Source organism: Proteus sp. CA142267 (genome assembly GCF_003336825.1).
In the GTDB taxonomy this organism is placed as follows: Bacteria; Pseudomonadota; Gammaproteobacteria; order Enterobacterales; family Enterobacteriaceae; genus Proteus; species Proteus terrae.
Genome location: NZ_QPMG01000001.1, coordinates 441815 through 456400, shown reverse-complemented (window position 1 = coordinate 456400; position 14586 = coordinate 441815). Strand labels below are relative to the sequence as shown.

Below are 14586 nucleotides of genomic sequence, written 5' to 3'. Positions count from 1 at the left end.
TCAGAGATGATAAAAATAATTAATGCATTGCTCGATTCAATTAGATTGTATTTTATTTAAGCATTATTACGGTTACTTTACAGAAATATAAAATGATTTTTTTGTAATGTCTTATTTATAAAAGTAAATTTTATTCTTGTATGTGGAATTTTAATATTATTTCCTGTGGATAGGTAAAAAGTAATATTAAATTTATTTATACTAAATAAGTTAAAGTTACGTTATTTAATAACTCTATTTTTTATAAAAAAAGATAAACCTCAAATTTATTTATTAAATAATCTTACGATTGTCATTATTTATTTCTGTTTCTTTTTGTTTTTTATTTTTGTATTTCTGCTTTTTTTTGCTTTTAATAAATAACATATGATTGTAATCACAATCCCATAACAACTAATAAACTAAAGTTGTTGCCATAGAGGTAACATTAAATGAAAGCAGAACGTCATAAGAAAATAATTAATCTGATCAAAGGTAATGGTGCAGTAAAAGTTTCTGTTTTGGCTAAAGAACTTGATGTTACCAAAGAAACAATACGATCAGATTTAAATACACTAGCAGAAAAAGGAATTATAAAAAGATGCCATGGTGGCGCTTTTATAGAATTTGAAACATTAGATAAAGTAGCTAAGAAAGAAATTATACAATTTCTAGAATGTAATGATCAAATTGATAAAAACGATTTAGCAAACAAGACGGCAATAAATAAGGTGTGCGTACTGGGTTCATTTAATGTTGATATGATTAGCTATCTTCCTAGATTGCCAGAAGCCGGGGAATCCTTATTATCGAATAAATTTATCTTCTCACCAGGAGGTAAAGGCTGTAACCAAGCACTGGCTGCGAGTTATGCTGATGCGCAGGTACATTTTATTACTAAGATAGGTACTGATCAATTTAGTGATTATGCAGTTAATTTTATATCGTCATCAAGAATAAAAACATCAACGATATATCAAACTGAAAATTATCAAACAGGAACAGCTTCTATTTTTGTTTCGGAAGAGAGTGGGGAGAATATTATTTCTATTTACTCTGGTTCTAATATGGATATTTCTACTGATGAAGTGAAAATACAGAAAGATAAAATTATTGATGCGGATATAATTTTACTACAATTAGAAACAAATATTGAAGCATTAAAAGAAATTATTGCTATTGGAAATGAGAATAATATTCCTATTATTCTTAATCCGGCACCTTATAACAAAATAGTTAATGAATTACTTCCAATGATAGATGTATTAACACCTAATGAAACGGAAGCGAGTTTATTATCTGGAATAGAAGTACTTGATTTAGAATCCGCAAAAAATGCTGCGGTTTCTATTTATCAGCAAGGCGTAAATAAGGTGGTTATTACGCTGGGTAGTAAAGGCTCGTTAGCTTATGACGGATATAAGTATATTTACTCGCCTGCATATCCGGCAGTTGTAAAAAATACAGCAGGGGCAGGTGATGCTTTTAATGGTGCGCTCGCTGCCTCGTTGGCAAAAGGAAAGCAGTTTTCTTATGCGTTACGCTATGCATCAGCTTTTTCATCATTAGCTGTTGAGACGAGTAATGCTTCAGAAATGCCTGAAGATATTAATGTCATGCATCGCATCAATCAAACAACATATTCACAGATTGTCACCCAATCCCCTGAATAAATAATCTTTTTTGAAAGAGGAATAAAAATGAAAATCTTATTTATTGGTGAGTCATGGCATATTCATATGATCCACTCCAAAGGCTACGACAGTTTCACTTCCAGCAAATATGAAGAAGGTTCAACGTTCTTATTAAGTTGCTTAAGAGAAAAGGGTGTTGAAGTTGATTATATGCCTGCTCATACCGTTCAGGTTGCATTTCCACAAACGGCTGAAGCATTAGCTAAATACGATGTCATTGTCATTAGTGACATTGGTGCAAATACGTTCCTTCTGCAAAACGATACTTTCTATAACATGAAAGTTATTCCTAATGCATTAGGGTTAATTAAAGAGTTTGTAGTTAATGGCGGTGGTTTATTAATGATTGGTGGTTACCTGTCATTTATGGGCATTGAAGCTAAAGCAAACTACAAAAACACATTACTTGCAGAAGTTCTGCCTGTCGAAATGCTGAATGGTGACGATCGTGTTGAAGCGCCTGAAGGTGTATTTGCAAGTGCTGTGAATGCTCAGCATGCATCAGTAAAAGGTTTTGGTGAATGGCCTATGTTCCTCGGCTATAACAAAGTTTCAGCTAAAGAAAATACAGAGACTGTATTGAATATTGGCGAAGATCCATTGTTGGTATTTGGTCAATTTGAAAAAGGGAAAACGGGCTGCTTTATGAGTGACTGTTCTCCTCACTGGGGTAGTAAAGAATTCTTAGCATGGCCTCATTATGCAGATATGTGGGTCAACATTCTTAAACAAATTGCCCGTTAATTTGCATTAAGAATAACTGTCATAAAAAGTAAAAAAGCGCAGAGTTGCCGCTCTGCGCTAATAAAAAACCGATTACTTGAAAAATAAAAGAAGAAATCACTCATAGCCAATAATCCAAAAGGAACATCTTATGAGTACAAAAAATTTATCAACACCATTGCTGATGTTAGCAACTGTGTTAGCAGGTATGCTATCACCAATGCAGTCTGCGGTGAATGGGCAGTTAGGGCATGTTTTAAAAGATGGTAACGCGAGCGCAGTTATCTCTTTTGCCAGTGGTTTAGTGGTGATGTTTTTTATCATCATGTCGAAAAAACAGTATCGCCAGCAATTTGCTTCAATTCCAAGTTTAATTAAAACGCGCAAAATTCCATTATGGAACTGGTTTGCGGGTCTTTGTGGTGCAATGGTTGTTTTCTCTGAAGGGGCTTCTGCAAGCGCATTAGGGATTGCAACATTCCAAACAGCATTAATCTCAGCACTCTTATTATCAGGCTTATTGTGTGACCGCTTTGGTGTTGGTGTTGATGAGAAAAAATATTTCACGCCATATCGTGTATTAGGTGCAGTATTAGCCGTTGTTGCAACTTTATTTGTGGTTTCTCCACAATGGCATTCAACCTCATTTATCTATTTAGCAATCTTACCTTTCCTTGCAGGTTTATTAGCCGGTTGGCAGCCAGCAGGTAACTCTAAAGTTGCAGAAGCAACCGGTTCTATGATGGTGTCTATCACTTGGAACTTTATTGTTGGCTTCACTGTTTTAACCATTGCTCTTATTGTTCGTATGGCATTAGGTCATATCACTCTTGAATTACCAGGTACTTGGTGGATGTATTTAGGCGGTCCTTTAGGACTCATGTCTATCGCATTAATGGCTATTTTAGTTCGTGGTTTAGGCTTACTGATGTTAGGTGTTGCTTCAACAGCGGGTCAATTATTAGGTTCTGTATTAATTGACTTATTATTACCTTCATTAGGCAATACCGTTTATTTAGTGACAATCATCGGTACATTATTTGCGCTAGTAGGTGCGATTGTAACCACAATCCCTGAATTCAGAGCCACTAAGTCAGTAAAAGCGTAGGAGTATCGTAATGAAAGGTTATATTCAAACCGTAACTGGCCCCGTGAAAAAAGAAGATATGGGGCTAACATTGCCCCATGAACACCTCTTTAATGATCTCTCAGGTGTTGTTGATGAACCTTTTTATGAATTCTCGCATGTGTTAGTTGATAAAAAAGTGAGTGCAGATATTCAGTGGGGCCTTAAATACGATCCATATTGCTGCTGCGATAATATGGATAAGAAACCAATCGAAGATGTTATTTTTGAATTAAATAACTTCAAAGAGTTAGGTGGAAGAACAATTGTTGATGCAACTGGCTCTTCATCTATTGGACGTGATATTAGAAAACTAAAACAAGTTGCAGAGATAACAGGCATTAACGTAGTGGCTTCTTCCGGGCTTTATATTGAGAAATTTGAAGGAGAACGACTGGCTGATGATATTGATGCAATGGCAAAAATCATTGATGATGAATTGAATATAGGTATCGATGGTACTGATATTCGTGCAGGTATGATTGGTGAAATTGGTGTTTCTCCCTTCTTTACTGATGGTGAGAAAAATAGCCTAAGAGCAGCAGCTATTGCACAAAATAGTAATCCTCATGCATCGATGAATATTCATATGCCGGGTTGGCAGCGCCGTGGTGATGAAGTTTTAGATATTCTATTAACTGAAATGGGATGTAATCCCGCTAAGATTTCATTGGCACACTCTGATCCATCAGGCAAAGATATTGATTATCAATGTAAAATGTTAGATCGTGGTGTTTGGCTTGAGTTCGATATGATTGGCCTCGATATCTCTTTCCCTAAAGAAGGGGCTGCACCAAGTGTTATGGATACTGTAGAAGCTGTCGCAACCTTAATTGAAAGAGGTTATGGTAGCCAAATCGTATTAAGCCATGATGTGTTCTTAAAACAGATGTGGGCAAAAAATGGAGGGAATGGTTGGGGCTTTGTTCCTAATGTATTTCTTTCATTATTGGCTCAACGTGGTATTGATAAATCTATTATCAAAAAATTATGTGTTGAGAATCCAGCCAATTTATTGGCTTAAATCTGAAGTGAATAAATAATAAATATACCCCTTGAAATAAATTTAGCGACACTTTAATCGAGTGTCGCTTTTTTTATGTCTCAAGGAAAGAAAGACAAATTGAGGTATTAACGTAAATGGTAATTCTCAATATAACGTAATGAATGTGTTGAACCATTAATCACTAAAGAGTGTGTTTGTAGGTATTGAGTTTGTTGATTAACACCCGATAAGAAATCACCAGCAGTAATTGCGGTTGCTGCAAACATAACATCTTGGTTACGTACTAATGTATCTAATGACAATTTGATATTTACATCAGTCCCCATTTTATGACAACGAGCAACTTCAGAGACGGCATATTCTCTATTTTCTGCGCTATTTCCTTTTGCAATATCACGAGTAATTAAACGAGCTTGCATATCACCGCCTAATGCCTTAGCAATCGCAGCACTAATAACGCCTTCAGGTGCTCCACCAATGCCGTACATAACATCAATACTGTTATTAGGCATTGTGGCATATAAAGAGGCTAAAACATCACCATCAGGAAGTGTAATAACATTAATGCCTTTAGCGCGTAGATCTTTAATAATATCGTGGTGACGTGGTTTATCTAAAATAGCGAGAGTTAATTGCTCAATAGATTTATTTAATGTTTGTGCAATAGCATCAAGGTTATATTCAAGACAATGGTTAAGATCAATTACGCCGGCAGCTTGCTTACCAACAATTAATTTTTCCATATACATGTCGGGAGCTTGTAAAAAACCGCCTTCAAAGCCAGCAGCTAAAATTGCTAGGGAATTATTTTCACCTGTTGCCACCATACGAGTACCGTCAATTGGGTCAACAGCAATTTCTATTTTATCACCTTTCCCATTACCGACTTTTTCGCCAATATAAAGCATAGGTGCTTCATCTATTTCACCTTCACCAATGACAATTTCACCATTGATATTTAGGCTATTTAAACGTTCACGCATGGCACTGACTGCCGCATCGTCTGCTGCGTTTTTATTTTGTTTTCCAATCCAAGGCATTGCTGCAATAGCTGCTGCTTCTGTTACAGAAGCGATAGCATTAGTTAATTCGTCATTTAATTTCATATTATGAGTGTGTTTTGCGATATAAATGGAAGATTAAGATAGGTTACCGATCATACCTTTTTTTCGAAATTATGTGCTAGGTTTAAATCAAGAGTTCTCGAAATAGATTATTTAGGAATAAACTAAGATAAATCTGTGAAAATTAAAGTATAACTAAGGTTAAGAGATTAAAACCATGTGATGCTTAACGCAAAAGGATTAGGTTTATGGACGACTTTTTGGCGCTCATCGTTACAATATTTGTCGTGGTATCTTTGTATTGGCAATACCACTCTTATACAAATAGCAATTCATTGCTGTATCGAATTAAACAGCTTGAAGAAAAACTTACTGAGCAACAAGAGAAATTATTTAAGTTATTAAATAAAGACAAAACTGTGGATATTCGCACCGAGCTTGACGCTCAGAAAAGCGAAGTTAAGGATTTATCTCATGATATAAAAAGAGAACCTCAACCAACAGTTTCAACCGCTTCAACTTATCAACCCAAAACCGTTGACCCTAAAACAGTTGAGTCTATTAACACAAGAGAGCATGTGCAAAATAAGGCGGAAAATAAAGAAGCGCTTGTATATCAACATGCCCAAACACCACAAGAAACAACATTTAATAAAGTTTCTCCTAAAGAAGAAAATTCAGTTGTTCAGTCTTCTATAGTTAATGATATTAACCTTGAAAACAAACACTTGAATAAACCTGAAATACCAACAGTTCCTACACCTAAAGAGTCGGCGTCTTATCAACCTAAGATAGCAACAAGCCGTTTTGCTCATCATTATCAAAAAGAAGCGAAACAAACATCTATTGAACCTGTATCAGAACCGCGTGCGGAAAATAGGGCAAATGCGGAAAATGCTAGCCTTGCGGGATCTGAAACAGGTCATTTAGGAAATGCTACACCTCAAGTAAATAGACCTGCATCGCAATATAGACCTAATTTAAATCCTCACCCAAAACGTCAACAAAAATCGATTTTGGGACTTATTTGGAATTGGGTAGTAACAGGAAATCCGCTGGCTAAAATAGGAATGCTATTGCTCTTTTTTGGTCTGTCTTATTTACTTAAATACAGTATTGAGAACGAGCTTATCTCAGCATCAACACGTTTAATGATGGCTGGAACAGGATGCTTGACCTTATTAGGTATTGGCTGGTGGCTTAGAAAGAAAAACTTGATATATGCATTAATTTTGCAAGGTGGTGGCATTGGTGGGCTTTACATTACTATTTTTGCCGCAACTAAAATTTATGAATTTATTCCTATTGGTATTGCTCTCGCGATTATGGTGTTTATCTGCTTGGTCAGTGTAAGTTTGGCAGTTATTCATCGAGCCATTAGTTTAGCCATATTAGCCTCGCTTGGCGGTTATTTAGCCCCTATTTTATTATCTACTGGTGATAACAATTACGTTGGATTGTTTAGCTATTATCTTATCCTTTCAATTGGCATTCTTATTATCAGTCATTGGCAAGTTTGGCGTTTATTAAATCTTATTGGTTTTGCTTTTACTTTTGGTATTGGTTTTATATGGGCAATACCCAATTACACTCATGCCGATTATTTACCTTGCCAGCTGTTTTTAATTGCAAACTGGTTGATTTTTGGTGTCGCAACGGAACTTTCAACATTAAAAAATAAACTGAAACTTAATATTTCTTTTGATGCCACATTATTATTTGGCACACCATTAATTGGTTTTATCTTCCAACATCGATTAGCCTCAGAGTGGGAATATGGTGTTGCTATTGCTTCATCACTTTATGGATTAGCATATTTCGCACTAAGTTGGCTTGTGCTTAAGCGTTATCGTGAAGAGGGTAAATTACTGGCGATTGCTTTCTTTATGCTCTCGGCTACTTTTGCCACTTTAGCTGTACCATTTGCATTCTCTGCTGAATGGACATCGATTGTATGGGCAATTGAAGGGGTGATGATCCTTGCATTTTCTGTTTTACAGCAGCAAAAGAAACCCGCTATTGCAGGGACTCTTTTAGCTGCAGTTTCCTTTGTTTTATTGTTCAACTTGCCTGTTACCTTGTTAGGTGATTGGCTAATGATCGTAATACAAGTAATCGCTGTATTTGCTGTTGCAGTACTGTGGTATCGAGCTAAATTTACTAATATTGATAATCAAACTATTGGATATGTAGCACTATTTATCTCTGTTGTAAGTTGGGGATATAGCGTTTTACTTTTACAAGAGTATGGTGAATATTGGCTCTACCCGGAGGTAAAATCTATTACCTTTGCATTTATTCTTATTAGTTGTTGGGGCATGTTCTTTGCGGGTAAGAAAACCCAATTTTCTGAGTTGGCAAGTTGCTCTATTTTATTATGGCCGATGTCAGCACTTATTATGTTGGTGTACACCTATCTTGCAGGTTCGCTAATTGATAATTGGTTAAGTGCGATTATCTGGGTTGCAATTTTTGCAAGTGGCTTCTACTTGCTTAAAGTAAATACGTTATTGCCGAAACAGAGGATCAATAAAGCGTTTATCCATAGCATGCATCTTGTCTTTATTGGTATTTTCTTATTTACTGAAATTATTTGGTTGCTGGATGTTACGTACCTTTATGTGAGCTTACATTTTGCAAGCGTTATTCTTGCTATAAGTTTATTTATTGCAATAAGCTATATGTTAGCAGTGAGAGTTAATTGGATAAAAGAGTATCAGAATACCTATTGGTTAGTTACTTTACCGGTTTTAGGATTACTGGCACTTTCTTTAATCTTTGCGAACTTTAATAACGGTACTGAAAGTGGGATTAAATTTATTCCATTATTTAACTTGATGGATCTAATGGGTATTGTTGGAATATGGGTTGGCTATAAATTTATTTCAGTAATAAAACAGTCACCTAAGTATCAAGCATTATTGCAAAATAACTTACCAGTATTTAATTACATTATTCCTGCTATGATTTTCTGGTGGGCAAACGGTATTTTATTAAGAGGATTAGTCTTTGCAACAAATATTGATTGGTCGAGTTATGCAATCATTAATTCCAAAGTGATCCAAACAGTATTAGCCATTATTTGGGCGATTACGGCATTAGTGACTATGGTAATGGCGACACGTAAGAAGTCACGCTCACAATGGTTTATTGGTGGTGTACTATTGGCTGTGGTTATCGCTAAACTCTTCCTAATTGATACATCATTAAGTAGTGGATTGCTGAGAGCATTGGCTTTTATTGGTGTTGCAATATTGATTTTATTAATCGGGTATTTCTCACCATTACCGCCGAAAAAACAAACTAACAATACAAGTGTGTAAGTCATGTTTTAGCTTGTGTTTATTTTATTAATTAAATCATGCATATAATCTTAAATGGTTAGTGCATGATTTAACGAAAAGGAGAGTTATAATGCATCAACATCAATGCTAACAGAGCAAGATATTATGAGTATATTTAATAAATAATATTTTAATTTATTAGTTTTTTATAATTTTCATTCTTTGAAAATTATTTTCTATATGAGTCTTTTTTATGATTTTATTAAATTAATATTAATTAAGGCTAAGAAAAAGATAGGTTACTATTTTTTATTATAGTATGATATTTTCTTTAAGATTTATAACAAGTTGATCTGATTTTTTTGTTACGTTTGATTTAAAAGGAGCATATTATTGATAAATACATTGATAATAAGTCGAGTTGAAATATTTAGCTTGGGAATAAAAACACTTCTTAGTCAGATTAAAAAAATCAATATCCGAAAGGTGATGAATGATGAAAGTGATGCATTTCGTTATTGTCGACAATTTTCGGTTAATCTTATTATTATTTATTCAGCACCTTCAGTATCATTAATTGATTCTATAAAAAGAATAAAGCGATCATCTTTATCAATTAAAATTATTGTTATTTCACCAAAAACAGACTCTATATTATCAATAACGCTTCTTCAATTAGGTATTGAAGGCTTTATTGTCGTTGATACTTCTTGTGAAAATATTCTGCAAGCTATCCGACAAGTTTGTATCGGTCAACGATATATAAGCCAAGAGTTAGCTATGGAAATCGCACTCACAAAATTACAGCAAGAATTAAATCCGTTACATCATCTATCTGAACGAGAATTGCAAATTATGTCGATGATCATCAGAGGAAAAAAAATCGCACAAATTGCAAGAGAGCTGAATATTAATACAAAAACAGTAAATAGCTATCGTTATCGAATGTTTAGTAAACTTAAAATCTCAGGTGATGTAGAATTAACACATATAGCAATACGTTATGGGTTAATTGAGATAGAGAGTCATTTACAAAGTGGAAGACAAATTTGACGCCAAAGCATTCTTAAGCCGAGTCACAAATAAACCGGGTGTTTATCGGATGTATGATGCGACAGACACAGTAATTTATGTTGGCAAAGCTAAAGATCTGAAAAAAAGGCTTTCGAGCTATTTCCGCACACAAGTAAATAGCCGTAAGACCGAAGCTTTAGTGAAGTGCATCACCAATATTGATGTCACGATCACCCATACAGAAACAGAAGCTTTATTGCTTGAACATAGCTACATCCAGCGTTATCAACCTCGCTATAATGTGTTGTTACGCGATGATAAATCCTATCCTTATATCTATTTAAGTGGTGATAAACACCCTAGACTTGCTAGTTACCGCGGTGCAAAACATGCTAAAGGGGAATATTTTGGACCTTTTCCTAACTCCTTTGCAGTGAGAGAAACATTGGCATTAATGCAAAAATTGTTTCCTATTCGTCAATGCGAAGACAGTGTGTATCGCAATCGTTCAAGACCTTGTTTGCAATATCAAATTGGGCGCTGTCTTGCACCTTGTGTAAAAGGCTATGTTTCTGATGAAGAATATGCCCAACAAGTTAATTATGTGCGGCTTTTTCTTTCAGGTGATGATTCGCAAGTTATTGACGGATTGGTTAAACGTATGGAAGAAGCAAGCCAAGATCTACGTTTTGAAGAGGCGGCTCGCATTCGTGATCAAATCCAAGCGGTAAGGCAAGTGACTGAAAAACAATTTGTCACCAATATTGGTGATGATCTTGATGTGATCAGTGTCGCTTTTAATGGTGCGATTGCTTGTGTTTATGTTCTCTTTTTCCGTCAAGGTAAAGTGTTGGGAAGTCGGAGTTATTTTCCTAAAGTCCCTGCAAATACCTCAATTGATGAAGTTGTTCAGACTTTTATTGGCCAATTTTATTTACAAGGTAGTGCAATTCGAACTTTACCAACTGAAATCTTGCTTGATTTTAATTTAGAAGACAAAGCCATTCTTTCTGAGTCTATCTCTTCAATAGCGGGGCGAAAAATTCAAATTCAAACAAAACCGCGTGGTGATAGAGCTCGTTATTTAAAATTAGCCAGAACAAACGCAGCAACAGCATTGGCTTCAAAACAAGTCGAGCAATCGACAATTTCACAACGTTATACCGCGTTGATGTCTCTTCTTGATATGAAAGAGATAAAACGAATGGAATGTTTTGATATTAGTCACACTATGGGAGAGCAAACTGTGGCTTCATGTGTAGTATTTGACATGAATGGCCCATTAAAATCTGAATATAGGCGCTATAATATCAGTGGTATTACTCCTGGTGATGATTATGCGGCGATGAATCAGGTGCTCACTCGACGTTATGGTAAATCATTAGAAGAGACTAAGGTTCCAGATATTATCTTTATCGATGGTGGTAAAGGGCAATTAGCACAAGCAATAGAGGTATTTGATTCTCTTAATGTTGATTGGGACAAATCACACCCGAAATTAATAGGTGTTGCAAAGGGGAGTGATCGCAAAGCAGGGCTTGAAACCTTGTTTTTTGTGCCAGAAGGTGAAGGAATGGCATTACCTTCTGATTCACCTGCGTTGCATTTGATCCAACATATTCGTGATGAATCGCATCGTCATGCAATAACAGGACACCGTCAACGTAGAGCAAAAGTGAAAAATACCAGTTCGTTAGAATCTATTGAAGGTGTAGGGCCTAAACGTCGTCAAATGTTGTTGAAATATATGGGAGGGCTACAAGCTTTGCGAGACGCAAGTGTTGAAGAAATTGCGAAAGTCCCCACAATTTCGACTGCATTAGCAGAAAAAATTTTTAATGCGTTGAAACACTAAGTGTATTGATGCACCATATTAATAACTCTCACTTTTCTAGGTCGTGTAGAACGCTATGCAACTAAATATCCCAACTTGGCTAACTCTATTTCGTGTCGCACTAATCCCATTCTTTGTTTTGGTGTTTTATTTACCATTCAAAGATGCCCCATTAGTCTGCGCTATTATTTTTATGGTAGCAGCTGCAACTGACTGGTTTGATGGTTTTTTAGCACGTAGATGGAAACAAACTACTCGTTTCGGGGCTTTTCTTGACCCAGTAGCGGATAAAGTAATGGTTGCAACAGCACTTGTTTTAATTACTGAATATTATCATGAGTGGTGGATAACCTTACCCGCAGCAACCATGATTGCTCGTGAAATTATCATCTCTTCACTAAGAGAATGGATGGCTGAATTAGGAAAACGTAATAGTGTTGCAGTTTCTTGGATAGGAAAAGTGAAGACGACCGCACAAATGGGATCGCTGGTTGTGTTATTATGGCGTCCTACTGTTGAAGCAGAGTGGTTTGGATTCGCTTTATTATATATTGCAACAGTGTTGACTTTCTGGTCAATGTTTCAATATTTGAGCGCTGCATGGTCAGATTTGCGCGAAGGTTGATCGAAATGACTGAAAATTCACCGAACAGTCAAAAAGATGCAAATATAGTGTTGACTAGATTCAGGAAATCAGTAGAATGCAACGCATCGAAAGGCACAACGGTTTACGGAAATAAACAAGTAAATCAGCAGGTTCGGTAAAGCGGGAATAGCTCAGTTGGTAGAGCACAACCTTGCCAAGGTTGGGGTCGCGAGTTCGAGTCTCGTTTCCCGCTCCAATCTCCAATGAGATTGAGTAGTTGAGGCGCGTTGGCAGAGTGGTCATGCAGCGGATTGCAAATCCGTGTACCTCGGTTCGATTCCGGGACGCGCCTCCATTAATGCCCAGGTGGTGAAATCGGTAGACACAAGGGATTTAAAATCCCTCGGCTGTAAGGCTGTGCGGGTTCAAGTCCCGCCCTGGGCACCATCTCTTTTAGATAAAGAGTTTGGTGCAAAAAAAAGTCCATTATGAATGGCATTGGGAAGTAAGTAATAAGTCGTCCATACCAGTATCTATCTTAATAATAAGAAGTTACGGGCGCACCACAGAATTTAGCCCAGGTGGTGAAATCGGTAGACACAAGGGATTTAAAATCCCTCGGCTGTAAGGCTGTGCGGGTTCAAGTCCCGCCCTGGGCACCATACAAATAGCGGACCTTAATTTAGGTCCGTTTTTTCTTCCACTAGTACTAAATTGGTGAGAGAAGAGTAAAAAACTAAAGTTAGTTTAAAAGTAAATGCTTTAAATTTATTTGTTATCTATGTTGTTTGATAAACGGGTATTAAGGGTAACAAGTAGATACAATTTAGCCCAGGTGGTGAAATCGGTAGACACAAGGGATTTAAAATCCCTCGGCTGTAAGGCTGTGCGGGTTCAAGTCCCGCCCTGGGCACCATATAAAAAAGCGGACCTCATTGAGGTCCGTTTTTTTATCTACTTAATACTAGAAACACGCTTCTAAAATATCAAATACATCTTTAGTGGTTAGCTTTTTATAGCCTCTACCAATAATTGTGGTTGATTGTGCAATCTCAGGAAGCATCTCTCTTGTTGCACCTAAGTCTTCTAATGAAGTCACAATACCGCACTCTTTTGTGAAATGTTCTAGAGCATCAATACCTTCAAGTGCAATTTGATCTTGTGTTTTTCCCTCTGCAGAAATGTCCCATACTTGAGTTGCAAATCGTACAAATTTCTCAATGCCAAATTTATAGATAAAACGATAATAAGGTAGAGAAATTGCAGCAAGCCCCATTCCATGTGCGCAATCTGTATAAGCCCCTAATTGATGCTCAATCATATGAACTTGCCAATCTTGTGTTTTTGATAATCCTGTGAGGGTATTTAGTGCAAGTGTTGCATTCCACATAAGATTACTTCTTGCTTCGTAATCACTTGGATTTTTAAGTGCAATACGTAAATTATCAATCGAAGATTTTAATAAACTTTCAATTAAATAGTCGGTTGTATTTGCACCTTGATCAGAAAAATATTGCTCCATCAAATGCGACATCGTGTCAAAAACACCACTTACCATCTGATATTGAGAAACAGAAAACGTATATTCTGGATTTAAAATCGAAAATTTAGGGAATACATTTGCAGGAAATGCACGTCCAATTTTATATTTAGTCTCTTCATGAGTAATGACTGAGCCACCATTCATTTCAGAGCCTGTGCCTACCATGGTAAGAATTGATGCGACAGGGACAATTTTATTTGTCACATCTTGATATTCAACCCAGTATTTTTGAAAAGGATCTTCATCTTCACAATAGGCTGAAATGGAAATGCCTTTTGCACAATCAATAACAGAGCCACCACCGACGGCTAATATTAAACTGACATTATGTTCGCGAACTAATTGAACACCTTCCATCATTTTTTTATAAGTCGGGTTTGGCATAACGCCTGATAATTCAACAATATTTTTACCTGCATGACGAAGTATTGCTATCACCTCATCATAGAGCCCATTCGATTTAATCGCGTTACGGCCATACATCAGCATAACTGTTTCGCCATAATGTGATAATTCATCATTTAATTTAGCAAGAGAGTTCTTACCAAAATGAATGGTGGTTGGATTATAGTAAGAGAAATCGAGTTGCATTTTGCGATCCTATTGCCAGATTAAAGATTATCTAATTGAAGTTTATTGTGTTCTCTAACTTCAAATAAGATAGGGGTGGATTATTTGTTGAGGAGAATGCTATCGCTTTCGCATTTAGAAATGAATGTCTGATCTTCTTAGT

Annotated in this window: 10 protein-coding genes and 5 tRNA genes; 13 read left to right on the top strand and 2 right to left on the bottom strand. The window is 36.2% G+C overall.

The genetic code is table 11. The features are described 5' to 3' along the window. The first annotated feature begins 431 nt into the window (after positions 1-431). The 4 genes from C0T34_RS02130 to C0T34_RS02115 all read left to right on the top strand — a co-directional run bounded on the left by C0T34_RS02130 (position 432) and on the right by C0T34_RS02115 (position 4546). Positions 432-1652, top strand: a complete 1221-nt coding sequence (locus C0T34_RS02130) for a PfkB family carbohydrate kinase (RefSeq protein WP_098942533.1) — start codon at positions 432-434, stop codon at positions 1650-1652. A 27-nt stretch (positions 1653-1679) separates the two neighbouring features. Next, a complete protein-coding gene (locus C0T34_RS02125) occupies positions 1680-2417 on the top strand; it encodes a glutamine amidotransferase (protein ID WP_098942534.1) in 738 nt (245 codons plus the stop codon). 130 nt (positions 2418-2547) lie between these two features. After that, a complete protein-coding gene (locus C0T34_RS02120; RefSeq protein WP_098942535.1) occupies positions 2548-3504 on the top strand; it encodes a DMT family transporter in 957 nt (318 codons plus the stop codon). A 10-nt stretch (positions 3505-3514) separates the two neighbouring features. Beyond that, positions 3515-4546 (top strand): methylphosphonate esterase, encoded by a 1032-nt coding sequence (locus C0T34_RS02115; RefSeq protein WP_109849635.1) that lies wholly within the window; start codon positions 3515-3517, stop codon positions 4544-4546. Between the two features lie 107 nt (positions 4547-4653). Here the strand turns inward: C0T34_RS02115 and glpX are convergent, their stop codons facing one another. Next, positions 4654-5634 (bottom strand): class II fructose-bisphosphatase, encoded by a 981-nt coding sequence (glpX, locus tag C0T34_RS02110; RefSeq protein ID WP_109849634.1) that lies wholly within the window; start codon positions 5632-5634, stop codon positions 4654-4656. Positions 5635-5840: 206 nt separating this feature from the next. Here glpX and C0T34_RS02105 point away from each other — a divergent pair, with 206 nt between their 5' ends. The 9 genes from C0T34_RS02105 (at position 5841) to C0T34_RS02065 (ending at position 13226) form a co-directional block, all read left to right on the top strand. Then, positions 5841-8915 carry a DUF2339 domain-containing protein gene (locus C0T34_RS02105; RefSeq protein ID WP_109849633.1) on the top strand — a complete coding sequence of 1025 codons (3075 nt, stop codon included), beginning with the start codon at positions 5841-5843 and terminating at the stop codon, positions 8913-8915. A 354-nt stretch (positions 8916-9269) separates the two neighbouring features. Continuing rightward, complete coding sequence (locus C0T34_RS02100) at positions 9270-9929, top strand: LuxR C-terminal-related transcriptional regulator (RefSeq protein ID WP_098942539.1); 660 nt, start codon at positions 9270-9272, stop codon at positions 9927-9929. Continuing rightward, entirely contained in the window at positions 9913-11745 is a 1833-nt protein-coding gene (gene uvrC, locus C0T34_RS02095) for an excinuclease ABC subunit UvrC (RefSeq protein ID WP_109849632.1), read from the top strand. The genes C0T34_RS02100 and uvrC overlap by 17 nt, the downstream gene beginning before the upstream one ends. A 55-nt stretch (positions 11746-11800) precedes the next feature. Beyond that, complete coding sequence (pgsA, locus tag C0T34_RS02090; protein WP_075674025.1) at positions 11801-12349, top strand: CDP-diacylglycerol--glycerol-3-phosphate 3-phosphatidyltransferase; 549 nt, start codon at positions 11801-11803, stop codon at positions 12347-12349. Positions 12350-12490: 141 nt separating this feature from the next. Continuing rightward, positions 12491-12566, top strand: a tRNA-Gly gene (locus tag C0T34_RS02085). A 25-nt stretch (positions 12567-12591) separates the two neighbouring features. Next, positions 12592-12665: transfer RNA gene (locus tag C0T34_RS02080), tRNA-Cys, on the top strand. 5 nt (positions 12666-12670) lie between these two features. Then, positions 12671-12757, top strand: a tRNA-Leu gene (locus tag C0T34_RS02075). Positions 12758-12885: 128 nt separating this feature from the next. Then, positions 12886-12972, top strand: a tRNA-Leu gene (locus tag C0T34_RS02070). Between the two features lie 167 nt (positions 12973-13139). After that, positions 13140-13226: transfer RNA gene (locus tag C0T34_RS02065), tRNA-Leu, on the top strand. Positions 13227-13274: 48 nt separating this feature from the next. Here C0T34_RS02065 and C0T34_RS02060 read toward each other — a convergent pair. After that, entirely contained in the window at positions 13275-14444 is a 1170-nt protein-coding gene (locus C0T34_RS02060) for an iron-containing alcohol dehydrogenase (protein WP_109849631.1), read from the bottom strand. Between the last annotated feature and the right edge of the window lie 142 nt (positions 14445-14586).